This is a genomic window from Tropicimonas marinistellae (genome assembly GCF_001509585.1).
Classification (GTDB): domain Bacteria; phylum Pseudomonadota; class Alphaproteobacteria; order Rhodobacterales; family Rhodobacteraceae; genus Tropicimonas; species Tropicimonas marinistellae.
This window is the reverse complement of record NZ_LNCI01000009.1, coordinates 40,125-62,873: the sequence shown is the minus strand read 5'-3', so window position 1 is coordinate 62,873 and position 22,749 is coordinate 40,125. Positions and strand designations below refer to the sequence as shown.

Annotated in this window: 23 protein-coding genes and 1 tRNA gene; 13 read left to right on the top strand and 11 right to left on the bottom strand. The window is 63.4% G+C overall.

The features are described from left to right. Position 1: 1 nt before the first annotated feature. Both ARC39_RS18610 and ARC39_RS18605 read right to left on the bottom strand, forming a co-directional pair. Complete coding sequence (locus ARC39_RS18610) at positions 2-526, bottom strand: putative pterin-binding protein (protein WP_068116392.1); 525 nt, start codon at positions 524-526, stop codon at positions 2-4. Between the two features lie 142 nt (positions 527-668). After that, positions 669-2,072: a WecB/TagA/CpsF family glycosyltransferase gene (locus tag ARC39_RS18605; protein ID WP_078059356.1), complete on the bottom strand. Its 1,404-nt coding sequence runs from the start codon at positions 2,070-2,072 to the stop codon at positions 669-671. Between the two features lie 310 nt (positions 2,073-2,382). Between ARC39_RS18605 and ARC39_RS18600 the strand changes: the two genes are divergently transcribed. The 3 genes from ARC39_RS18600 (at position 2,383) to ARC39_RS18590 (ending at position 5,902) form a co-directional block, all read left to right on the top strand. Beyond that, positions 2,383-2,997 (top strand): response regulator, encoded by a 615-nt coding sequence (locus ARC39_RS18600; RefSeq protein ID WP_068116391.1) that lies wholly within the window; start codon positions 2,383-2,385, stop codon positions 2,995-2,997. Positions 2,998-3,113: 116 nt separating this feature from the next. Next, entirely contained in the window at positions 3,114-4,592 is a 1,479-nt protein-coding gene (locus ARC39_RS18595) for a GumC family protein (RefSeq protein WP_236545311.1), read from the top strand. Then, positions 4,589-5,902, top strand: coding sequence for an O-antigen ligase family protein (locus ARC39_RS18590; protein ID WP_068116389.1), 1,314 nt, complete (start codon positions 4,589-4,591; stop codon positions 5,900-5,902). Before ARC39_RS18595 ends, ARC39_RS18590 begins: the two co-directional genes overlap by 4 nt. 627 nt (positions 5,903-6,529) lie before the next feature. On the opposite strand, the gene ARC39_RS18585 is transcribed toward ARC39_RS18590, so the two are convergent. From ARC39_RS18585 to ARC39_RS18570, 4 genes are all read right to left on the bottom strand, one after another. After that, positions 6,530-7,555: a glycosyltransferase gene (locus ARC39_RS18585; RefSeq protein WP_068116387.1), complete on the bottom strand. Its 1,026-nt coding sequence runs from the start codon at positions 7,553-7,555 to the stop codon at positions 6,530-6,532. Positions 7,556-7,585: 30 nt separating this feature from the next. Further along, a complete protein-coding gene (locus tag ARC39_RS18580) occupies positions 7,586-8,572 on the bottom strand; it encodes a glycosyltransferase family 2 protein (RefSeq protein ID WP_068116385.1) in 987 nt (328 codons plus the stop codon). Between the two features lie 294 nt (positions 8,573-8,866). Then, a complete protein-coding gene (locus ARC39_RS18575; protein WP_068116383.1) occupies positions 8,867-9,790 on the bottom strand; it encodes a glycosyltransferase family 2 protein in 924 nt (307 codons plus the stop codon). A 3-nt stretch (positions 9,791-9,793) separates the two neighbouring features. Continuing rightward, entirely contained in the window at positions 9,794-11,038 is a 1,245-nt protein-coding gene (locus tag ARC39_RS18570) for an oligosaccharide flippase family protein (RefSeq protein ID WP_068116381.1), read from the bottom strand. A gap of 191 nt (positions 11,039-11,229) precedes the next feature. Here ARC39_RS18570 and ARC39_RS18565 point away from each other — a divergent pair, with 191 nt between their 5' ends. Then, positions 11,230-12,480 carry a polysaccharide biosynthesis/export family protein gene (locus ARC39_RS18565; RefSeq protein WP_236545310.1) on the top strand — a complete coding sequence of 417 codons (1,251 nt, stop codon included), beginning with the start codon at positions 11,230-11,232 and terminating at the stop codon, positions 12,478-12,480. A gap of 468 nt (positions 12,481-12,948) precedes the next feature. Here ARC39_RS18565 and ARC39_RS18555 read toward each other — a convergent pair. Beyond that, a tRNA-Tyr gene (locus tag ARC39_RS18555) sits at positions 12,949-13,032 on the bottom strand. A 246-nt stretch (positions 13,033-13,278) separates the two neighbouring features. Here ARC39_RS18555 and ARC39_RS18550 point away from each other — a divergent pair. The 7 genes from ARC39_RS18550 (at position 13,279) to ARC39_RS18520 (ending at position 19,030) form a co-directional block, all read left to right on the top strand. Next, the gene (locus ARC39_RS18550; protein ID WP_078059355.1) at positions 13,279-14,253 is read left to right on the top strand and encodes a metal ABC transporter solute-binding protein, Zn/Mn family; all 975 of its coding nucleotides are present in this window, start codon (positions 13,279-13,281) and stop codon (positions 14,251-14,253) included. 9 nt (positions 14,254-14,262) lie between these two features. Then, on the top strand, positions 14,263-15,072 hold the full coding sequence (locus ARC39_RS18545) for a metal ABC transporter ATP-binding protein (protein WP_068116377.1): 810 nt from the start codon (positions 14,263-14,265) through the stop codon (positions 15,070-15,072). A gap of 5 nt (positions 15,073-15,077) precedes the next feature. Further along, positions 15,078-16,283 (top strand): metal ABC transporter permease, encoded by a 1,206-nt coding sequence (locus ARC39_RS18540; RefSeq protein WP_068116374.1) that lies wholly within the window; start codon positions 15,078-15,080, stop codon positions 16,281-16,283. Beyond that, a complete protein-coding gene (locus ARC39_RS18535; RefSeq protein WP_068116373.1) occupies positions 16,280-17,209 on the top strand; it encodes a metal ABC transporter permease in 930 nt (309 codons plus the stop codon). Before ARC39_RS18540 ends, ARC39_RS18535 begins: the two co-directional genes overlap by 4 nt. Positions 17,210-17,259: 50 nt before the next feature. Continuing rightward, entirely contained in the window at positions 17,260-18,039 is a 780-nt protein-coding gene (rlmB, locus tag ARC39_RS18530; protein WP_068116371.1) for a 23S rRNA (guanosine(2251)-2'-O)-methyltransferase RlmB, read from the top strand. 12 nt (positions 18,040-18,051) lie between these two features. After that, the gene (locus ARC39_RS18525; protein ID WP_068116370.1) at positions 18,052-18,348 is read left to right on the top strand and encodes a hypothetical protein; all 297 of its coding nucleotides are present in this window, start codon (positions 18,052-18,054) and stop codon (positions 18,346-18,348) included. Between the two features lie 220 nt (positions 18,349-18,568). Beyond that, positions 18,569-19,030 carry a CoA-binding protein gene (locus ARC39_RS18520; RefSeq protein ID WP_068116369.1) on the top strand — a complete coding sequence of 154 codons (462 nt, stop codon included), beginning with the start codon at positions 18,569-18,571 and terminating at the stop codon, positions 19,028-19,030. Between the two features lie 51 nt (positions 19,031-19,081). Here the strand turns inward: ARC39_RS18520 and ARC39_RS18515 are convergent, their stop codons facing one another. Then, the gene (locus tag ARC39_RS18515) at positions 19,082-19,396 is read right to left on the bottom strand and encodes a phosphoribosyl-ATP diphosphatase (protein WP_068116367.1); all 315 of its coding nucleotides are present in this window, start codon (positions 19,394-19,396) and stop codon (positions 19,082-19,084) included. Positions 19,397-19,462: 66 nt separating this feature from the next. Beyond that, positions 19,463-20,224, bottom strand: coding sequence for an imidazole glycerol phosphate synthase subunit HisF (hisF, locus tag ARC39_RS18510; protein ID WP_068116366.1), 762 nt, complete (start codon positions 20,222-20,224; stop codon positions 19,463-19,465). Between the two features lie 103 nt (positions 20,225-20,327). Between hisF and ARC39_RS18505 the strand changes: the two genes are divergently transcribed. Next, on the top strand, positions 20,328-20,771 hold the full coding sequence (locus ARC39_RS18505) for a DUF302 domain-containing protein (RefSeq protein WP_068116364.1): 444 nt from the start codon (positions 20,328-20,330) through the stop codon (positions 20,769-20,771). Between the two features lie 22 nt (positions 20,772-20,793). On the opposite strand, the gene hisA is transcribed toward ARC39_RS18505, so the two are convergent. Further along, positions 20,794-21,519, bottom strand: a complete 726-nt coding sequence (gene hisA, locus ARC39_RS18500; RefSeq protein WP_068116363.1) for a 1-(5-phosphoribosyl)-5-[(5-phosphoribosylamino)methylideneamino]imidazole-4-carboxamide isomerase — start codon at positions 21,517-21,519, stop codon at positions 20,794-20,796. Positions 21,520-21,653: 134 nt separating this feature from the next. Between hisA and ARC39_RS18495 the strand changes: the two genes are divergently transcribed. Next, positions 21,654-22,043: a DUF2147 domain-containing protein gene (locus tag ARC39_RS18495; RefSeq protein WP_236545309.1), complete on the top strand. Its 390-nt coding sequence runs from the start codon at positions 21,654-21,656 to the stop codon at positions 22,041-22,043. Between the two features lie 88 nt (positions 22,044-22,131). Here ARC39_RS18495 and ARC39_RS18490 read toward each other — a convergent pair whose 3' ends face one another. Next, a complete protein-coding gene (locus tag ARC39_RS18490) occupies positions 22,132-22,599 on the bottom strand; it encodes a hypothetical protein (protein ID WP_149866488.1) in 468 nt (155 codons plus the stop codon). Positions 22,600-22,749: the final 150 nt, after the last annotated feature.

The following is a 22,749-nucleotide window of genomic DNA, read 5'->3' as shown; positions in this document are numbered from 1 at the left end:
ATTACTCGGCAATCGCCATCCGGTCCAGCTGCCAGATGCTGCGGGCAAAGATGGTTTCGGTGCGGTAGTCGGCGTTGGAATCGTAGGGGTAGATGACCCAAAGCGGACCCTTGTCGCGTACGGACATCTCGTCTCCGTTGCGTGCATACGCGATGATTGGGCCGCCGGGCACTGCGTCCGTGACAGGAAGGGTCACCGCGTAATCGTTGATCGCTGTCGCGGTGATCTCGCCGCTTTCGACGCCGAGTGCTTCGAGGAGGGTGTGCAACTCGATACCTGTAAACTCCTGGTCGCCTTCGGTCCAGATGGTGGTCGTGGCGATGGTACTGGCAGGCATCGCCTTCAGCATCGCCAAATCGAACCGGGCCATGTCGTCGCCGTTGGTTTTCTCGATGTCTCCACTGACCGTTAGGATTACGTCACCGGTTGGTTCAGGAAGCTCCTCTGCCGCGGCACCCAGGGCGGAAGAAACTGCGAGGCAGGCCGCAATCGCTGTCTTTCGAATGGTCGAGGCTATCTGATGCATACCTGAGGTCCTGTTCCGTGGGACGAGCTGTTTCCGCAATTTACCTACATCTACTCTCACGGGGCGTCATTCGGGCAAAGGGATAACCACCTATCCGAAGGGATAGGTGGCGTTCGCGCCCCGGATCGAAATCAAGGGACTCTCAATAGGCTCCGCGCCCGGATAGGACGGCCCGGAAGGTCAGGGCAATCAGCGTGAGGTCGAGCAGCATGCTCCGGGAGTTGGCATAGGAAAGGTCCATGTCGATCATCTTTTCAAAGCCGATGTCAGCACGACCGGAAACCTGCCAGACGCCAGTCAGGCCGGGGCGCACCGCAAGCCGGCCCAGAGCGCGTTGGGGATAGGCGGAGACCTCCTCGGGCAATGCCGGGCGCGGCCCGATCACCGACATCTCGCCCCTGAGGATGTTGAGGATCTGCGGCAACTCGTCGATCGAGTAGCGGCGCAGGAGACGCCCCATGCGGGTCACGCGCGGGTCGTGGCGGGACTTGAAGCAGACGCCGTCCCGATCCGAGGTCGCCAGCAGTGCGGCGCGGCGCGCCTCGGCATCCATATGCATTGAGCGGAACTTGTAGAGGCTGAAGGGAACGCCGTCCTTGCCGACGCGGGTTTGGGTGAAGAACACCGGCCCACGGCTTTCCAGACGGATCGCCAACGCGACGAGCAGCAGCAGCGGCGACAGTAGCAAAAGGGCTCCACCGGAGAGCAGAATATCAAGCGCGCGCTTCGCGAACGCGTCTCCGTCGGTTGTGGATAGCGCGTGCACCGCAGCCCGGGCCATGAATGTGAAGTTGCCGATCAGGTAGCGGCCGGCCATGCGGCGCGGCTCCATCGCCAGGCGCCAGACCCACTCCATCTTTATGCGGCGCACGGCCTCGGGCGCGCGCTCAACCCTCCCGGCGAGGAAATCGAGAAGGGCACCAACCCCCAGGCAGACCGTGGCGGACAAGCGATGGGCGTTCTTCGCCAGCCAGAGATCCTGACGCGGCACGCCCATCGCGACGATCACGATGTCGGCACCGGAGGCGTTGATCGCCTCGATTGCCTCGTCGTCATTGGCCGCGCCCTCGAACCCGTCGCGGGTGCCGACGATCCGCAGACCAGGGATATCGAGGCACAGGCGGTTGGCAGCCTCTTCGGCGACGCCTTTGGCGGCACCAAAGAGGTATACCGTCAGGCCCCGGCGAGCCGCTTCCCGTAGCAGCAACGGGGTGAAGTCGGTTCCGTTTAGATTTTCTGTCAGGCGTTGGCCAGTCATGCGAGCGGCAAGCTCAATGCCAATGCCATCTGGCAGCACCAAGTCGGCGGTCGCAAGCGCCTCGGCATAGGCTGCGTCGCGGGACATGATGTTTGCGCAATGCGCGTTCAGGAAGGCGACCCGATGGCGCTGTCCATCGAGAAGTTGCTCGACAACATCTTCCCCACGCGCGTTGACCAGATCGATGCCAAACAGGGGCAAGGTTTCGGGTGTTCCCGCCGTATTCTGGCGCAACGTGCCACGCGCGTGCATCAGGTCCGGACGAGGAAGTGCGATAGAGTAGGTCATTGGATTTCCGTTCATGCAGGTGTTTGATCGGAAACTGACTTTTTGCTTTGGTCGTCTCAACGAAGCGGACGGAGAGGTCGCCGGGAACAATGGTGAACGAGGAGGGCGGACGGAGGAGGGGGGCCGACAATTCGGCTACGCCTCACGCCATTATTGAGTACGTCCGGTCCGAGCAGTCAGGGCGCGCTACCCATGTGGGGAACGCGCCTATCCAATGTGATGGACTGGCGTCTCTCCCGGGTATTGGGTCGTGACATCGACTCTTGCAACGTTATGATCTCGTTCACGCCGAGCGTGCGGGAAGAATGAAATGAAGATATTGATAGCCGACGATCATGACCTGCTGCGTGATACCCTGGTCGCGTTTCTCGAGAGCGAAGCCGACCTTGAGACTTCGGCCGCCGCGACACTGGACGAGGCGCTTTCGCTGATCGAGGCGGAGGATAGCTATGACCTCGTGCTTCTGGATTTCAACATGCCAGGCATGAACGGTTTGACCGGGCTGGACAGGGCGAAGGCCGCTGGTCGCGGTCAGCGCGTGGCTCTGATCTCCGGGGTGGCTGACCGGAGCATCGCCGAGAAGGCGCTGGCAGGAGGGGCAGCCGGCTTTCTGCCCAAGACACTGCCTGCGAAATCCCTGGTCAATGCGGTGCGGTTCATGGCGATGGGCGAGCAATACGCGCCGCTCGATTTCATGACTGCCGAAGAGACCGCGCCGAAGAACGCCCTTGCCGAGAAATTGTCGCGTCGCGAGCTCCAGGTTCTGGAAGGGCTGACCCTCGGCAAGTCGAACAAGGAAATCGCCCGCGACCTCGACGTGCAGGAGCCAACCGTGAAGCTCCACGTCAAGACGCTGTATCGCAAGATCGGCGTCGCCAACCGTACCCAGGCGGCGATGGTGGCGAAGGATGCCGGACTCTTCTGAGCCATTCTCCTATCCGGACGGGTAGTCCGGCCTACCGATGCGCCGGGACCTACCCCTCGGCGCAGATGCACCGTCAATTGGGTTTGCGATAGGTGATGCGGCAAAGGAGAGCCGCCATGACCGATTGCACCGTCAACGCCCCCGTCACGCCGCAAACCGATCTGCCGTCCCGTGCGGGTGGTTTCCTGCGGATGCCGCTGCGCAGCCTGACCTTCGCCCGGATCTTCCGGGGCGGGCGCGTAAACGATGCCGGCCGCCTGCCGCGCTATATCGTCCTGTTCCTGTTGGGAGCGGTCACTTTCTGGGCGCCGATCTATGGCTACCTCTCGACGGCGCCGCTGCGTTATACCTCGTCGATGTCGCTGATCTTGCCTGGCTCGGGCGCATCGGCCTCGGTCAACCTCGACAGGATTGGCCAGGCTTCCTCCTATGCAAACTCTCCTTTCGCTAGTTCTTCCGTCAGCCCGACCGAGACCTACAAGCGCCTGCTGGCGGCTGACCGAATTCTCGCGGCAGCCGCCGGTAGCGTGGACATGCGGCGGCAGGATTTCGGCGTGCCGCGGATCAACCTCGTGGACCAGACCGGTCTGATCCACATAGAGATCGTCGGCAATTCGCCGCAGGATGCACAGGACCGCGGTGAAGCGCTGCTGCAGGCCTTCTTCACCGAGATCGACGCGTTGCGGAACGACGAGGTGACAGTGCGCGAGGTCGGTGGGCGCGATGCGCTGGACGAATATCGCGACTCCGTTGCGGCGACCCGCATGAAGATCCAGCGCCTCCAGCGCGAGACCGGGCTGATAAATGCCGGCCAGTACGAGGAACTCGTGCGCGAGACCGACGCGTTGCGGGTGACGCTGGCGGAGATGTCGAGCGAGGTAACGGAGAAAGTGCGCGCGGCCCAAGCCCTGCAACTGACGCTCGGCATAACCCCGGCCGACGCGGCGGCGACGCTCAAGCTGCACGCCGACATGGAGTTCAACCACATCATCGAGGAGATGAGCCAGCATGCGGCGGCTCTGGCTGAGGCCGAGGGTCGCTATGGCATCCGTCACCCCGCGTTGAAGGCTGCCCGCGAAAGCCACGAAGCGACCCGCGAGCGGGCGCTTGTCAAGGCGGCAGTGGTTACTGGCCTGCCGCGTGACGCGGTGTCCCGGCTCGATCTGTCGCCGATCGGCGGCCGCGCCGAGCTTCTCGCCAAGCTGGTGCAGCTCGACAGCGAACGGTCCGGCAAGCAGGCCGAGCTGGCTGAACTGGAGCAGCGCTTCGCTGAGGCCGAGGCCAAGGTGATGGACCTTATCGAACCCGCGGCCCAGCTTGAGGACCTGCAACGAGACTTTTCGGTGGCCGAGGCCGTCTTCGCCTCCACTTCGGCGCGCTCGCAGACGTCCAAGGTCGATCTTTTCGCGTCCTACCCGCTGGTTCAGGTGCTGGAGAACCCGTCGCTGCCCGAGGAACCGAGTTCCCCCAGGCGCAAGCTAGCCATCGCTGCCGGTGTCGCCGCCACCCTGATACTGGTTTTCGGCCTCTTTCTGGGATGGATCCGCCGTCCGCTGATCGGCAAGCTGCTGGCGGAAGGCTCGACACCAGAATGAACGCCACGCCTGTCCTTAAGCCAGAGAATCCGGCCGAGCAGATTGTTCTAAGGACACTCGCCCTCACCTGGCCGTTCTATTTCGTCGGCGCGCTCTATGTGGTCGGGCCGGTTCTGGGCTGGACCCTGGGCGGGCTGGCGGCGCTGTCGCTCTACCTCGGTCCGGCAATACGATCGGATCTTCGGGCCACCGGCCCGGTTCCTGCGGTGGTCTGGGGATGGTTTCTCGGCATGCTCGTGATGCTGGTGGCGCTATGGGTCGGACATGTCGATTGGGGGATGGGGCTGAAACAGACAATCAAGTCCTCCATCGGTTGGGCCAAGGGCTGGGCCTTGCTGGCGCTGTTTCCCCTGGTGGGAGCGGTTCTGCCAATTCGGCGGGAAATCCTCGTCCGGGGGCAGTGCATCGTCGGTCTCTGGACTCTGGCGCTTGTGCCGATCCTCGCCGTGGCGCCCTATGTCGGCCTGCCGGAGCGGATATTCACCTCGCCGCTAAAGGCAATCGGCGGACCGGGGCCTGAATACTTCAGCGTCTATTTCTTCACGTTCGATCCAGCCAGCTGGACACCACGCTGGCAGTTCTATGCCCCGTGGTCGCCTTTCGCGGCGCTGCTCGGCGTGGTCATGGTGCTCTTTGCGCTGGAAGAGAAAGATCGTCGCTGGCGTGCGGCCGGCATCGGGGCAGGCATTGCCATGATCCTGATGTCGAAATCCCGAATGGGGCTTGTCGGCCTCGTGGCATGCACCATCGGCCCGCGCATGATGCCTCTGATCCTCAAGGGCTGGGCTTGGCAGATTTTGGCAGGGCTGACCGCATCCTTCGCCCTGATCGGGCCTGCGCTGATGCAAGGGGTCAAGGACGCCATAGCGGTCTTCAAGGGTGCGCGAGCCGACAGTACGCGGGTGCGCGAAACTCTGCAGCGCATTGCCGGCGAACGTTGGGAGAACGAGGCGTTCTGGTTTGGTCACGGAACAATCGCGCCTGGCCCGCATCTGGTGGAGTACATGCCAATCGGGAGCCATCACACCTGGTGGGGGCTTCTCTTCGTAAAGGGGCTGGTGGGCTTCCTCGCCCTGTTGGTCCCGATGGTTTGGCAGACCGCGCTGGCGTTGATCGATTCCGCGCGCAGCCCGCGTGGCCGACTTCCCCTCGGGATCATGATGACGCTGGTTCTGCTCTCCATGGGCGAGAATATCGAGATCGAGGCCTACATGATGTGGCCCGGATTGATTATCCTGGGCTTGCATGCGCGCGAACTTGCACACGAGGCCAAGTGCCGCTCCGTTTCGCGAACGCCCCGCCTGACCTGACGCCTTTGCATATACAGAGGGCTGATTAGTCACAGCGTCCCGCGCGAGGGTCCCGGCGCGTGGTTCGGTGCTATCCCAACTTGATGTTCTGCAGAGCTTGTCCCACTCGTACGGTGCACGGTTCGAGCTACACGTGGAACTCACCAGAACGACAGCGGGCACGCTTGCAACGCGCTTCTTTCGCCGCTCGCACCCTATGTTCCATTGCGTCGTGCCCACGTGGGTTATTCCGGCATTCCACCATATGGCGAACGACACTGACAACTTAATCGCGCACCAATAACACGGTTGGTTCATTCGGACGCCGGTACGCGCCGGAGGGTAGCTGAATAGTCGGAATGGTCCGCTGGCGGGGGGGGCGCACGGGCGGACTCTGGTCGCGATCTTTGCATCCATCGGTTCGCTAGTCGGTGTTCGCGACAGGAGCTTGTCTGAGTGCAGGGGGATACCCCGCCCGCACGGCTCAAACCCCCGGGGCTGGTCGGCTTCGCCACCCGGTTGGGGAGCGTATGGTCGTTCTTGGACGATCGGCGAAACCGATCCGAAGAATGCCAAAGGGGCCGGTGAATCGGGCCGGCCCCAAATTTTATTATGAACTCAGTTGGCGGGAATGCACCGCCAATAGCATCATGCCGCCGCGGGGAGTGCGTCCTCAGACGTGGCGTCACTGGACGACAGTAGTTCTTTCCACAGAGACTGTGTCGCGCCCATGGAGGCGCGAGCAGCTGCGCGCGCGCGCGCAGTTTCGATATGCATGGCAGGGCCGATGGCGGCCAACTGCTCCAGCGACGCCTGCCAACTCTCCAGCGTTCCGCCTGAGACGACGCGAGCGCCTTGGGCGGCATGGTCCTTCAGGCCATCGACCGGGGAGACCAAAAGCGGTCGGCCAGCTGCGCGCGCCTCGAGCGCAACGAGGCCATAGGCTTCCCAGCGGGAGGGCATCGCGACCGCATCGAGCGTTGCCATGGCGGCGGCAGGGTCGGCTTGGTAGCCAGCGAAGGAGATCCGGCTGTCGCCCTCGGCGAGCGCTTCCAGCAACGCGCGGTCTGCCCCGTCGCCGATCAATCTCAGGCGCAGGTCCGGGTTTGACGTGGCGCGAAAGGCCTCGATCAGGATGTCAAATCCTTTCTGAGCGTCGAACCGGCCGATGGCGCCAATGATGCGCGGCCGACCGTAGACGGGCTCCAGTTCCAGAAACGGCGCGAGATCGACGCAGGACGGGATCACCTTGAGCGCCTCGGCCCGCACCAGCGTGCGCTGCAACATCCAGTTGCCTTGCGCCTCGCTCACGGCGACGACATGGTCGAAGAGCGAGTACGCTGTCCTCAACAGGGCCTTGAACCGCCTCTGGTTGCGGACGTGGGAGGCGGTGAAGACCTCGGTATAGCTGTGCTCAACGTGGATCAGGGTCTGCCCTGCGTAGCGCGCCCGCAGCGCTATCAGCATCGGCAGATTGCGCCAGCTGACAGAGAGGTGGGAGACGATGGTATCGGCCGTGACATCGGGTGCGGAGAAACGGCCGCGTTGGACCACGAGCACTTCGTGCTGGCCGATCTCGGCCATGCCTGGGGCGGTTTGGATATAGTCGAGCATACGCGTGACGCCGCCGGCGTTCGTGTCGTCGACAAGGTGAACGATCGTTTTGTGGGTCATTGGAATAGCTTTCTGTCGGTCAGGATTGGGTCATGCGGCGGTTGAGGAACCACGCAGGACGGCACGAAGATTGGCGAAACGGCTTGCGCCGAGCAGGTTGAGCGTGACGGCCGCGGCGAGGGTCACCGAGCTCTTGACCGGCTCCTCCCAGAGCGGGCGCAGCGAGGCGTCAAGCGCCTGGCGGGCAAGCGTCGCGGCGGTCTCGGCGTCGCCGTCGCTGATGGCCCGACGGCAGAGGTAGCGGAGTTGGTAGGACTGAGCGGCGCCGGCGTGCTGCGCGAAAAACGCCGGCGCCAACGGCGTGAGCTTGTCGACCATGTGTTGCCAGGCGTCGTATTGGCGCGCCACGCTGGCCGACAGCCCGCCTGAGTTGATACGGTAAAGGGTAAGGTCGCCTGTCACGCCCTCGAAGCGCCAGTCGGTCGTCAATGCCATGCGCAACCAGAACTCGATGTCCTCGGATTGGCGAAACGTCTCGTCGAACCACCAGTTGCGCCGGTACTCACCAGTTGGGCGCCATGCGACGGAATCCAGCGCCGCGCGGCGGATGACGGCGGCGGAGCCATTTCCCACCGGGTTGCGCCGGAAAATATGCGCGGCCGTGACGCTACGTAGGCGTGGACGCTGCGACAGGCCAAGCGGCTGGCCCGCGCCGTCGATCATGGCCGATCCGCTGTAGCTGACCCCGACATCCGGGCGCGACCGCAGGTGGCTGACATGGCGGGCAAGTTTTGCGGGGTGCCAGAGGTCGTCGCTGTCACACAGGCCGATGAAGGCGCCGCGGGCGGCGTGGATACCAGTGTTGCGTGCGCCTGCAAGACCGCGATTGGCCTGCGAGATGATGCGCAGGCGGGGGTCGCCGAAGCCTTCGGCGATCCTCAGCGTATTGTCTGTGGAACCGTCATCGACGAGTAGGATTTCGAAGTCCCTAAACGTCTGCTTGAGCAGCGAGTCAAGGGTTGCCGGCAGCGTATCGGCGACATTGTAGGCTGGAACGACGATGGAGGCCGTCGGCATGCTGTTTCTCCATTCATACCAGCGCCTTGTTGGCTGCGGCGCCGGGTTGTTGGTCTCATTCGTTGCACGCAGAATGCGATTTCAAACTTGCGGTCTCAACGAAGCGGACGGGCACGTTGCGGGGTCACTCGGGTCATCGCCTGTCCGATCTGTGCGACGGCCTACCCGTCGGGATAGGGACGCGTTGCGAATGTGCGCGGCCAACAGAAGGAGGAAATGAAAAGGAGCCGCCCCGATGGTGCGGGACGGCTCCTATGCGCGGTTTGGTATGCAGTCGAGGGATTGGCGAAGGCGTCAGCGCGTGAACAGGGCGCCGCTACACGGGTAGGGCAGTACCGGTACCAGCAAGGAAGCGAGGGCAACGAGCGTGCCTCGGCGCCAGTCGGAGAAGAACCCGGCCGGGCTCGTCCTGATCCCCTGCAGGGAGAGACGCAGGGGCAGCAACCGACCGGATTGCATGCGCAGTGCCCGGCGGGCGAGGTAGCGCAGGTGAATCGCCTCGTGCCGCGGCTGCGGTGCGGCCCCGAAACTCCGAGCGGTGGCAATGGCGGCGGCGCGCCCGGCACGCATACGCTCGATATCGGCCGAGAGGCCGTTCGGGCTGGCTCGGTAGGAGACCAGCACCTTGTTCAGGGCCGAGATCTCGTACCCTTGTCCCACCAGACGGATGAGCCACTCCAGGTCCTCGTTGTGCACGATGTTCTCGTCGAATCCCCCGGTGGCAACGAAAACCGATCGGCGGACGGTCACGTTGGACATCGTGCAGACCGGGTTTTCTCCCAGCAGATCGTCAAGCGTGAGCGGGTGTTCTGGAACAGAGGAGACCGTGCTGGGTGCCTCCGGTGCCGTGCCGAAGAAGGCGATGCGGGCGAAGCTTGCATGCAGCGACAGATCTTCGAATGCCCGGACGGTCAGCTCGAGCTTTTCAGGCGTCCAGATGTCATCTGCGTCCAGGAAGGCTATCAGGTGGCCGTTGGCCAGCTCGATTGCGGCATGGTTGCGCGCTGCGCTTGGACCCTTGCCCGGATTGCGGGCGGGACGGATGCGTACGTCGGAGGCTGCGTATTGTTCCAACAGCGCCAAGGTCTTGTCGGTCGATCCGTCGTCGATGCAAATCGCCTCCCAATCCTCGAAACTCTGGGCCACCAGGCTGTCGAGGGTCTCCGGCAAGGTCCGGGCGGCGTTGTAGCAGGGAATGACGATGCTGAAGGTCGGCATGGGTCAAGCCTCCACGAGGTGCGGTTTCAGGGCGGTTACGAGCGGCAGGAGCGCCGCGCCGAGTTGCGTGATGGTGGCCACGGCGAGGTAGCCCCAGGCGAGGGCTTCCAGCCCGTATGGCGCCATCAGGGCCGTGTTGGCAATCAGAGCCAAGGTCATGACGGCGGTGGCGGCAAACTCGCTTTCAGGCCGGTTCTCGGCGCGCAGCCACTGCGCTGCGGCAGACCAGACGACGCCGGGGATTGCGGCGAGGCAAAGGATGGAGACCACGTGGCTCAGGTCCTGCCACTGGTCTCCGAAGAGGATTGGGACGTAGTGCGGTGCGGCCAGAGATTGCAGAATGACGACTGGGGCGATGATCCCTACCGCAAGTGTCAGCGCGCGTTGAAGGGCATTGGCACGGTCGTCGCTGCCGCACAGGTGCGGATAGAGAACGGTTGCAAAGGCGATGGAGAAGGAGTTGGCAAGGCCAAGACCGGCGTTGAAGGCCATGAAATAAAGCCCAAGGCTTTCCGCCCCCAGCAAGAGGCCGACCAGAAGCTTGTCGGCCTGCAGGCGCAGCGCCTTGACAACCTCGACCCCCAGAACGGCCCAGCCAAAGCGCAGGAACGGTGCCAACGGCGCAGGGGGCTGGCTGGGGTCGGGACGCCACGGGCGGAGCCGCCGCACGGCGATCAGCCAGATCGGAGCGGACATTAGCCTTGGGAGTACCAGCGCCAGCGGTCCTGGCCAGAGGACAGCGAGAACCACACACATGAAGTTCGCACCGACGACTTGTCCTGCCGAGATGGCAGCGGTCTGCTGCAGTTTGCCTTCCCGCATTGCCAGTGCGACCTGTACAAGGCCGGCCGGCATGAAGATGTATTCTGCGGCAAGGATGACGATCAACACCGAGACGACGGCGCTGCCACCCGACGCAAACAACGCGCCGGCAACGGCTGCTTGCAACACGAAGAGCCCCAGGCACCAGGCGGTGAAGATGCGTCGCGCGGTCCGGCAGGTGGCCTCCAGCTGGGCCTGCGGCGCGGCAATGATCCGCTGGACCGCTCCGTTCTCGGTCAGGGCCTTGAGGATGTCCGAAGCCGCCAGCGCAGCAGCCGCGATCCCGATGGCTTCGGCATCCATGGTACGGGCCACGGCGACGACCACGAGGAGGCGGGATGCCTTGGCTGCGGCCTCGGAAGCGGCGTAGGCAAGGAGGTTGCGGGCAAAGGGGCCGAACCGTACGAAATGGTCCTGAAGTGTCATCTGACGTTCTTTCCGAGCTTGCGGACGGCATTCGCGCCGTGTCGGCTCCGAAATACCTCTCGGGTCTCACTGCGTCTCGCGCAACGACGGAGACTCCGGCGGCGAAGTCGGACAGGGCCCTATCCCTTCGGATAGACTTGGCTGTCGACAGGAACTAACCTAAGACCAAAGAGCAGAACGAGCGGACAGGCGTGACACGGACCATCGGAATTCTCGGAGCAGGAGCCATGGTGCTCGCGCTCGTCGGTTGCGGACCGCAGGGCCGTCCGGACAATCTCGAGACGGTTGATCGCGCCGCGTCACATCCCGCCTATCAGGCACAGTATCGCGACCCACCCCCACGCAAAACAGCGAGCGATTTCCTCGTCGCGCCGCGGATGAACGCGGAAACATGCAGACCCCCGCTTGGCGGGGCGGTCGGCAAGGCATCCGGAGTTCCACCCGTTGCGTTGCGCAACGAGGTCCTTTCGCGCGGTGACCTTATAGAGATCCATGTTGAAGGTGACGAGCCGGTGCTCGGGGAGCAGGCCGTCTTTTCCGGTGATTACGTCATTTCCCGAGAAGGCAAGGTCCGGCTGCCGTTCCTTGGGGATTTCTCGGCGGAAGGCCGGACGCCGGAAGCTCTTTCTACGGACATCGCCCAGGCGCTGTCGTCCGGAGAATTTTACAACGAGCCGCCGCGCACGACAGTCATCCTCTCCGGCCTCGATGCAGCGCGGGTGAATGTGGGAGGCGCCGTGTTCGAGCCGAGACCGCTCGAACTCGGCGGTACGGGTAGCGGTCCCATTGACGAACGACGCCAGCAGGCCCGTGGGGCTTCCACTGAGTTGCGGAACCTGACAGCGGCGCTGCGGCAGGCCGGCGGAGTACGCCCCGATGCGGACCTGTCAGCCGTCGAGTTGCGTCGCGGCGGGCGGATTTACCGTCTGGATCTGCGGCCGGTGCTGGATGGGCGCGCTTTCGAGGACGTTATGCTTGTCTCTGGAGATGAGGTGAACGTACCAAGCCGCCTTTGCTTCCAGGACAACCTGATGGTGCCGAGTCCGATCAGCCCGCCGGGGATCAGCCTGTTCCTTTCCAACCTCGTCCAGCCGACCCAGAGCAATGCTTCGGCCGCAATCGGACGCGAAGCGCGGCAGGTCCCCTACGGCACGCGTCTGACACAGGGCGTCGTGACGACCAACTGCGTCGGCGGTGTTCGGGCAACGAATGCGAACCGTGCTGTCGCCTTGTTTTCACGCAACCCGATGACGGATGTCTCAATCGTGGTTGAGCGACAGATCGAGGACATGCGGGTGCGTCAGGACAGGGACGACTATGACCCCTACCTGCTGCCGGGCGACGCCATGGCCTGCTACGACAGCGGTGTAACGACAGTTGCGGATGCGGCTAGGGTCCTCGGGATCGTGGGTGGTGCGGTCCTTCTGGCTGGTGCCAACTAAACGTTTTGCCTTCATCGGCTTATTCGTGGGCCCACTTCCGGGGCCACATTGGACGCGGTCGAAATCATACAAGTGGAGGCCAGCCGAGTTTTCTATCGCTGCCGGCGGTTTCTTTGCCGGTCGTTGTGCGGTTTCACTGAATGCCGAGTTTGGCCCGAACCCGCTCGGTCTCGCCCGGGTATCGTTCGGCTACTTACCATGTTCGATGAGGCGAACGGAGCGCGGAACCGCAAGGTTTTTGCGATGCTGCTGTCCTTGTTGGCCTACTTGATCGGCAGTCTGATGCCGCTGGGTCCCCAGATCTGTTTGTTAGGGGGGCGTTCTGCTCATCGGCATCGTGGAGGCCGTTCCCTTGTGCCGACATTTCATTTGGTTGCGACGGCGGCTTCTACAACCGAAGTGCCTTCGCGCCGGATTCAGGCTGCACGGGACACCGATCCGTTGAAGTGACGAGGGAATTCGGGGAGATGGTGGGCGACCCTGGAATCGAACCAGGCATGGGTCTCCCCGGCGGAGTTACAGTCCGCTGCCGCACCTTGCAGCACGTCGCCCGACGCCGAGCGGAGATAGCCGTGCCGTTTGTCGGGGTCAACCGGTAATTTCACGATGCAGCCCTCGCACGGAGAGGAGGCAAGACCATGGCAGAATGGTCAGTCTTCAGGCGGATAGCCGTTATGCACGCATTGCAGATGATAATCGTTCGCAAAACCATTGTTTTTTGAGAACGAGTTGCATATAGAAGGTGCAAGCGGGTCGTTCTCCGGGCCGGACCATGGAACAGGTGCAACAGGTGTGACGATGCAAAGACGGGTTCTGTTGAAAACACTGGGGGCAGGTGTGCTTGCCCAGGGGCTTGCTCTGCGGCCGGTACTGGCGGATTCGCCGGCGGTCCCGGCGAACGTCGTGGCGACAACCGGCATGATCGCCGATGCTGCCGCGCGAATTGGTGGAGACGCGGTGTCGGTGCACGGTCTGATGGGGCCGGGCGTCGATCCGCATTCATATCGCCAGACCCGAACCGATATCGTTGCGATGACCAAGGCCGACCTCGTGTTGTATCACGGGCTCTATCTGGAAGCACAGATGGAGGAATTCTTCGGCAAGCTCGCCCGCAAAGGCAATGTGGTGGCGGTCGCCGATACTCTGCCGCCGGATCTGTTGCTTTCACACACCGACTATCCTGACAAGTTTGACCCCCATGTCTGGATGGACCCGACACTTTGGGAACAGGTCATCCCGGCCGTTCGCGATGCGTTGGTTGGCATCAATCCGGATCGCGCGGACACCTTCGCGGCCAATGCGGACGCTTTCGTTGCGGAGATCCGGACGCTCGACGCCTATGCAAAGTCCGTTCTGCCCACGGTGCCGGAGCAAAGCCGGGTGCTGGTGACCGCGCACGATGCATTCAACTACTTCGGGCGAGCCTACGGGATGGAGGTGCTGGGCATTCAGGGGATATCGACCGAATCCGAGGCCGGGTTAAACCGTATCGGAGAACTGGTGAATGTGCTCGTCGAGCGAAAAGTGGCGGCTGTTTTCGTGGAAAGCTCCGTTTCCGACCGCAATATCCGCGCGCTCATCGAGGGTGCAGCTGCGAAGGGTCACGACGTGCGCATCGGCGGGGAGTTGTTCTCCGATGCCATGGGGGCGCCGGGCACCTACGAAGGAACGTACACTGGCATGATCGATCACAATGTAACGGTTATCGCCTCGGCGCTTGGTGGAACCGTCCCGCCGCGTGGCATGAACGGCCGACTTTCGGCGGGCATCTGAGGCAACGATATGACGCATCTTGAACTTGCAACTGATGACGGTCACACCCTGCGCCAGAGCACGGTGGAGACCAGCCCGTTGGCAATTCGCGGGCTGACGGTCTCCTACGGCGAGAAGCCGGCGGTGTTTTCCGTCGACGCAACATTCCGGGATGGCTCCATGACGGCGATCATCGGCCCGAATGGCGCTGGAAAGTCCACCCTGCTCAAGGCAGCGCTTGGCGTGATCCGGCCGTTGTCGGGTACGGTGACGGTCTATGGAAAGCCGCTGGCCGGGCAGCGCCAACGCATTGCCTACGTGCCGCAACGGGCCAGCGTGGACTGGGATTTTCCCACCCGCGTGGTCGATGTGGTCCTGATGGGACTCTACCGCCAACTCGGCCTTCTGGGGCGGGCAGGGGCGACACACCGGGCCAAGGCTCTGGCCTGTCTTGAGCGTGTCGGCATGGCCGATTTCGCTAATCGGCAGATCGGGCAGCTTTCCGGTGGACAACAGCAGCGGGTTTTCCTCGCCCGCGCACTTGCTCAGGACGCGGACCTCTACCTGTTGGACGAGCCCTTCGCCGGCGTGGATGCGGCCACCGAGAAAGCGATCATCGACGTCCTCAAGACGCTCAAGGCTGAGGGCAAAACCGTTGTCGCAGTGCACCACGACCTGGCGACGGTGGCAGAGTACTTCGACCGCGTATTCCTGATCAACGTACGCAAAGTAGCCGAAGGACCGGTGGGAGAGGCCTTCAACGCCGAGAACCTGCAGAAGGCCTACGGCGGCCGGCTCGCCATGGCGCAGATCGAAAACCTGCAACTCACCGCGGGGTGAAGCCCATGCTCGTGGATGCTCTTACGCTCCAGCTCGGCTACAACGCCACGTTGGTAGCGGTCGGGGCTGCCCTGCTTGGCATCTCCGCGGGTGTCACAGGAACCTTCCTTTTTCTGCGCAAGCGCGCGTTGGTGGCCGACGCGATCAGTCACGCGACGCTGCCCGGCGTCGGTCTGGCCTTCATCGTCATGGTGGCCCTCGGTGGCGACGGTCGAAACCTGGTCGGGCTGATGCTCGGTTCGGCCGCGTCTGCCTGGATCGGCCTGCTGTGTGTTCAGGCGATTGTCCGGCGCACTAGGCTGGCCGAGGATTCCGCTATCGGCGCCGTACTCTCGGTTTTCTTCGGGTTCGGCATCGTGCTTCTGACCGTGATTCAGACGATGTCATCGGGCCGGCAGGCCGGGCTCGATGGACTGCTGTTGGGGTCGACCGCCGGCATGCTCCGTCAGGACGCGATCGTTATCGCGGTCGGAGGCGCGCTGACGCTGGCACTCGTCATGCTCTTGCGCCGGCCGATGACATTGGTTGCGTTCGATGCGGAATACGCCCGGTCTATCGGCGTGGAACCCGCTCGCGTGGACATGATGACCATGGGGCTGGTCCTTGCCGTCACGGTGGTCGGACTGAAGATTGTCGGTCTCATCCTGATTGTCGCCCTGCTGATAATCCCGCCGGTGACGGCACGTTTCTGGACCGAGCGCAGCGAGCGCGTCGTGGCCTACGCGGCAGTTATCGGAGGAGTGTCGGGCTTCGTCGGGGCGGCCATTTCGGCCTCCGCGCCAGCACTTCCCACTGGCCCCATCATTGTGCTGACCTGTTTCACCCTTTTCGTGGCCTCGCTTTTCCTCGCACCTCGGCGCGGCGTGCTGGCGGCATATCTGCATCACAGGCAGTTTCAGCAGCGGGTCCATGTTCGCCAGGGTCTGCTGGCGCTGGCACAGCAGCAACCGGTCTATGAACCGCTGACGATCCGCCTGCTGGCCCGAGATGGGCTCGCCCGGCGCGACGGTGTCCCCACCGATGCGGGACGCGCACGCGCCGCCCGGGCGCTGCGTGACGAACACCGCTGGCAGATCGTCCAGACATTGCCGGAATACGAAGCGGTGTCCGGCCTCTACGACGGGTTGCGTGATATCGAGACGGTATTGACCGCCGACCAGATCGCACAGATTGATGGGATCATCGGCGGCCCGCGGGAGATGCCGGCATGAGCGGAGCAGAATTCGTTCCGCTGAGCCTGACGCCGATCCTCATCGGCATCTTCACCGCTGTGGCCTGCGCGCTGCCGGGCAATTTCCTCGTTCTGCGCAAGCAGGCGCTGATCGGCGATGCGATCAGCCACGTGGTGCTGCCGGGTATCGTGGTGGCTTTCCTTGTCACCGGCACGGTCGCGGCCTGGCCGATGATGGTCGGCGCCGCTGTCGCTGCCGTGGTCGCCGTGGTTCTGATAGAGGCGATCCGGCGCCTCGGCAGAATTGAAACCGGGGCCGCGATGGGCGTGGTCTTCACCTCGATGTTCGCGGGCGGGGTGCTCTTGCTGGAACGGTCGGACACATCCACCGTCCACCTGGACGTCGAACATGCGCTGATGGGCAACCTGGAGTCGCTCATCTGGCTGGACGCAGATGGCTGGCATTCGCTGCTCGATCCCGTCGCCTTGGCAGGTTTGCCGCCGGAACTGCCCCGGATTTTTGTCACGATGGTCGCCGTGGCCGTATTGATCTGGGTGTTCTGGCGGCCGCTGAAAATATCGACTTTCGACGAAGGGTTCGCCCAGGGCGTCGGCATTCGCACAGGCGCGCTCGGCATGGCGTTGGTGATCGTCTCGGCGGTGGCGGCGGTTGCGGCATTCGACGCGGTGGGCTCGATCATCGTGATTGCCATGTTCATCTGCCCGCCGGCGGCGGCGAGGCTGATGACGAACCGCCTGGAAATGCAGGTTGCCTGGTCGGTCGTCTTTGCCGTGATCTCGGCAGTGTTGGGGTATGTCTTCGCCGGCTATGGCCCACTCTGGTTCGGTGGCGTGAATGCGGTCAGTGCCGCGGGAATGATCGCTACGACCTCAGGTGTCATCCTTCTCGTGACCGTCCTTTTCGGCCCCTGCCGGTCGCGTACAGGGGCGCCGAGCGAAGGCTGACTTGCTATTGCCGTCGTTCCGGGGCAGGGCAGGGGAAAAGGGATACGACAATGAAGAAACCCGCCTGGGTCGTCGAAAAGGAACGCGCTCGCAGGGCAGCGGCATCCGAAACGCTCTGGTTGTTTGGCCTGCACGCCGTCCGCGACGCGCTGATGAACCCGGCGCGCGACAGGCTGCGCCTGGTGGTGACGAAAAACGCTGCGGACAAGCTTTCCGATGCCATCGCCCGGAGTGGGATGGAGCCGGAGCTTGCCGACGCGCGGCGGTTTCCTGTCCCGCTGGACCCCGGCTCGGTGCATCAAGGTGCCGCGCTGGAGGTCCGCCCGTTGGATTGGGGGAGTCTTGACGCGCTCTGCGCCCCCGGCAATGGGGCGCCGCGCCTGGTGCTGCTGGACCGCGTCACGGACCCGCACAACGTGGGGGCCATCCTGCGCTCGGCCGAGGTCTTCGGGGCCCGGGCGGTGATCGCGCCGCTACGCCATTCCGCCCCGGAAACCGGTGCGCTGGCCAAGACCGCCTCCGGTGCATTGGAGCGACAGCCCTATCTCCGCGTCCGGAACCTCGCTGACACTATGGAGGCCCTTCGGGAGATGGGCTACGTGCTGCTCGGGCTGGACGGGGAGGCAGAGACCGATATCGCGAGATCTGCGCTGGAATTCGCGGAACTGCCGCTCGGCCTTGTGCTTGGGGCAGAAGGGCCGGGCCTGCGCGAACGTACCCGGAACACGTGCGACCGGCTGGTTCGGATCGACGCAGCCGGCGCATTCGGCTCGCTCAATGTCTCAAATGCAGCTGCGATCGCGCTATATGCAACCCGATCCCCGGACTGAGACAGCTCGAAGATGCACCGGAACACCAAGATCGCGACTTGCTGCTATTGCGGCACACGGGCGGCCCTCGTGCTGGGCGACACCCGTCATGAACTGGTCTGCGCGGCCTGCGGTGCACCGCTGAGGCATCTCAAGGCGTTGCACCCGGACCCCGTTTCGCTCAAATCCACGGATCGGCGGGCAGCGGAAGCTCCGTTTCGGGGCATGGATGCGAAACGAAAGCGACCCAAGAAACGCAAGAAACGCAAGCCAGCGTTTATGTCCCTCCTGGAGGATGTTCTGGATGATCTGGACGATATCTTCGATTGACGAGCGAAGGTGATCCCCACCGATACATGCGTCCGGGCACCCGTGATGGTAACAATCGCTTCACGGAAATGTTTCACCCTCTTGGAAGTGGCGTGGTGATACCTATTTCCTTGATATGGGTTGCGGATTTTGGAACAGACGCAACCCGCTGCACTGTCCCTCGTTCCATACCTGGCGCCCGGACTTTTCACCGGGCGCCTTTTTCTTGCGCGTGAGATCCATGGACGCCACAGACGACACAATCCGGGAAATCTTCCGCCACACCCGCGTAATCGCCTGTATCGGCGCCTCGCCGCGCCCGGAACGCCCGAGCCATTTCGTTTCCCTCTACCTCAAGGCGCGCGGATACAGGGTGATCCCCGTGAACCCGGGGCAGGCGGGTCGCGAGCTCTTTGGCGAGAAAGCCGTCGCGCGCGTCAGTGATATAGATCTTCCTGTCGACATGATCGACATCTTCCGCCGCTCCGATCGGGTGCTGCCGGTGGTCGAAGAAGCTTTGGACGCTTTGCCCGGTCTGCAGACGGTTTGGATGCAGATCGGCGTTCAAAGCGCCAAAGCCACGGAACTTGCCCGTGCGCAGGGCGTGACCGTCGTCGAGAACCGCTGTCCAATGGTGGAGATCCCGCGGTTGTTCGGAAAACACTGGACCCGCTCAGACGGTCTTACCGATCAGATTGGCTGACCGTACAGCGCACTGTAACGCTCAGGAACAGGGGCGCTGCGTGACCGCATGTTATCTTGGCCGGGATGCCTTCTCGGCAATACCGGAACTTCCCTCGCGCCGCTCCAACTCAGCCTCGATATCGGCCAGGCGCACGTCCCGTGCCGCACACATGACCAGCAAGTGGTAAATCGTGTCGGCGGCCTCGGAGGCAAGGCGCGCCCTGTCTCCCTTCACCGCCTCGATGATCGCCTCCACGGCCTCCTCGCCAAACTTCTCGGCGCATTTCTCCGGCCCCTTGGCAAGAAGGTTCGCCGTCCAGGACGTGTCCGGGTCCGCTCCTTTGCGAGCCTCGATCGTCTCGGCAAGTCGGTCAATCGTGCGCATGGCTGTTTTCTTCTGTCTGCAAATATCCCGGGGGGTGCGGGGGGCTGGCCCCCCGCGGCGTTAATCTCAGGTCAGGCGAACGGGGATCCCGGCCGCCGCCATGTGCTCCTTGGCCTCGCGGATCGTGAAATCTCCGAAATGGAAGATCGAAGCCGCCAGCACCGCGCTGGCGCCCCCGTCCGTGACCCCTTCCACGAGGTGGTCGAGCGTGCCCACACCGCCGGAGGCGATCACCGGCACATGCACGGCATCGGAAATTGCGCGCGTCAAGGGAAGGTTGAAGCCCGCGCGGGTGCCGTCGCGGTCCATGGACGTGAGCAGGATCTCGCCCGCCCCCTTGGCCACGACGGTCTTCGCGAATTCCACCGCGTCGATACCCGTCGGGCGCCGCCCGCCATGGGTGAAGATCTCCCATTTGCCAGGGCGCACGGTCTTGGCATCGATGGCAACGACGATGCACTGGCTGCCGAATCGTTCGGCGGCCTGGCCGACGACGTCCGGATTGGCGACCGCGGCGGAGTTGAAACTCACCTTGTCAGCACCGGCCAAAAGCAGATTGCGAACATCCTCCGGTGTGCGCACGCCGCCGCCGATGGTCAGCGGCATGAAGCACTGCTCCGCCGTACGCGTGGCCAGGTCGTACATCGTGCCACGGTTTTCATGCGTGGCGTTGATGTCGAGAAAGCAGAGCTCGTCGGCGCCCGCGGCATCGTACGCCTTCGCGGCTTCCACGGGGTCGCCGGCATCGATCAGATCGACGAAATTCACGCCCTTCACGACACGGCCGTCCTTCACGTCAAGGCAAGGGATAATGCGGGTTTTGAGCATGCGATACGCGATCCTTGGCTGATCACGGATTGTTTTATGGGTTTGCGAAGCGAGAGACCAGAGCATTGGACATGAGGAAACAGGAGATCTGGAGGAGAATGCCATGAAAACCCTGCTACCGCTCCTTGTCGTCGCGGGTCTGACAGGTCCGGCCATTGCCGAGATCGTCGCGGTGCCGGCCGCAGGCGATGTCGCCGCCACGACAGATGCACTCGAAGCTGCCGTCGAAAACGCCGGCGCGACGGTCTTCGCACGGGTGGACCACGCTGCCGGAGCCGCTTCAGTTGGAATGGAACTGCCCGATGCCGAACTGCTTGTTTTCGGCAATCCCAAGCTCGGGACGCCGGCGATGCAAGATGATGTGCTGGCGGGCTTGATGCTGCCTCTGCGTGTGCTGGTCTACCAGGACGGCGATGGCCAGACCTGGCTCGCCTATGAGGCCCCGGCGGAGATGCTCGAGGGCGTCGGCATACCCGCGGACGCGCCGTATCTCAAGATGATGGAGGGGGCGCTCAAAAAGCTGACGGGGGCTGCCGCAGGCAATTGAGACGCTTGCCTCCGTGCCGGCCTCAGGCGGCGGGTGCCAGTGCAGCAAGCGCCGCCTCAAGGTCGAGCGCGCCGTCGTAAAGCGCCCGTCCCGAGATCACACCGGCAATACCCACCGCATCGCGCAGCGCCTCGATGTCCGCCAGCGAGGAAACCCCGCCGGACGCGATGACCGGGATCGTGGTCGCGCGGGCCAGGGCTTCGGTCGCGGCCACGTTCGGCCCCTGCATCGCGCCGTCGCGGTCGATGTCGGTATAGATGATCGCGGCAATACCGGCGTCTTCAAGCTGCCCCGCCAATTCGGTGACCGTCTGGGTGGTCTCTTCGGCCCAGCCGCGGGTGGCAACCCGGCCATTGCGTGCATCGAGACCAACCGCGACCTTTCCCGGAAAGAGCGCCGCGGCTTCGCGCACGAGTTCGGGGTTTTCCACCGCCACGGTCCCGAGGATGACCCGCGCCACGCCCTTGCCGAGCCACATCTCGATGGTGGCGAGATCGCGAATGCCGCCGCCGAGCTGGACCGGAACGCTCGTCGCAGACAGGATTGCCTCGACAGCCGCACCGTTCACCGGGCGCCCCTCGAAAGCGCCGTTCAGATCCACGAGGTGCAGCCATTCGCAACCCGCGGCCTCGAACTGGCGGGCCTGGGCGGCCGGATCGCTGCCGAACACGGTGGCCTTGTCCATGTCGCCCTTCAGCAGGCGCACGCAATTGCCGTCCTTCAGGTCGATGGCGGGATAGAGGATCATTTTGGGCCTCGGTCGTTGATTTCGCCGCGTGTGTGCCATGCAGCGCCGGGAGATGCAAAGCGACGGGACGTCATTGTTGATCCGGCAGGGAACACGGCACCAGGGTCGACCCGAAACCAACGGGAGGACACATCGTGAGACACATCGGACTGGCCGCGGCCGGCCTCATCCTGCTGAGCGGCGCGTCGATGGCTGACCCGGTCTTCGGTACCTGGAGGACCGAAGCAGGCGACGGCGGGAACTTTGCCCATGTTTCCATCGCCGAATGCGGCGGGATGATCTGTGGTACGCTTGGCACGGCCTTCGACAGAAACGGCAATCCGGTTCCGTCCGACAAACTTGGCAAGCGATTGATTTGGGACATGTCTCCCGAAGGCGGCGGTAAGTACTCGGGAGGAAAGATCTGGGCGCCGGACCGCGACAAGACCTATTCCTCCAAGATGGAACTCTCGGGAGATGCGCTTCGAGTGTCGGGTTGTGTCGGTCCGATTTGCCGTGGCCAGACCTGGACGCGGGTGAAGTGATCGCCAAGCGATAGCGCGCGGGCAGGGCTCATTCAGCTGTGCCTGACGGTCGGGCGCTTTCTGGTTCCCGGTTTCGCTATCCGAAGTTTCAGTTTCCAATATCCGCCTTGAGGCGCGCGAAAACGTCATCGATCACGTGCACGAAAGGTTGGCACCGGAGTGAGACGACCTGAGTGAAATGCCCGCTGACAGAGGTCTGGACAAAATGGCCGGACCAGTCGCCGCCGCGGCACTTTTCCTTGAGGAACAATTGGTCGTTCCCCTTGTAGTTCATTCCATGCCGTCCGAACGAGACCTCGCTGTAGGTGTTCCGATACTCGGCAACGTTGGTGAATCTGGAAACACCCTCGAAACTGCTCGCGGGGAAGGGCTCTTCAATGAGCACATTCGCCCGGTTCGGCTCGCCGAGGTAAATCGTAAGGCCATTCGACGTATCGTGCTTGTAGTCCACCACCAAGGTTGTCCCGGGGGCATGCTCCGCGCCGTTTCCGGTATCCGCCAGCGATTGGCGATCGCCGCTGGAGACAGTGCGGCTTGCAACAACCTCGCAATTCATTCGACCCGCAATCAGATCGTTCTGCGCAGGTGATGACGTCGGTAACAGGCCTATCAAGATGGCAAATGCGGCTTTCATTGCGGCTGTGTTCCCTTACGGATCGTACCGCGAATCCGCTCAAAAGTCATTGGAACCGTGACAAGCTCGCCG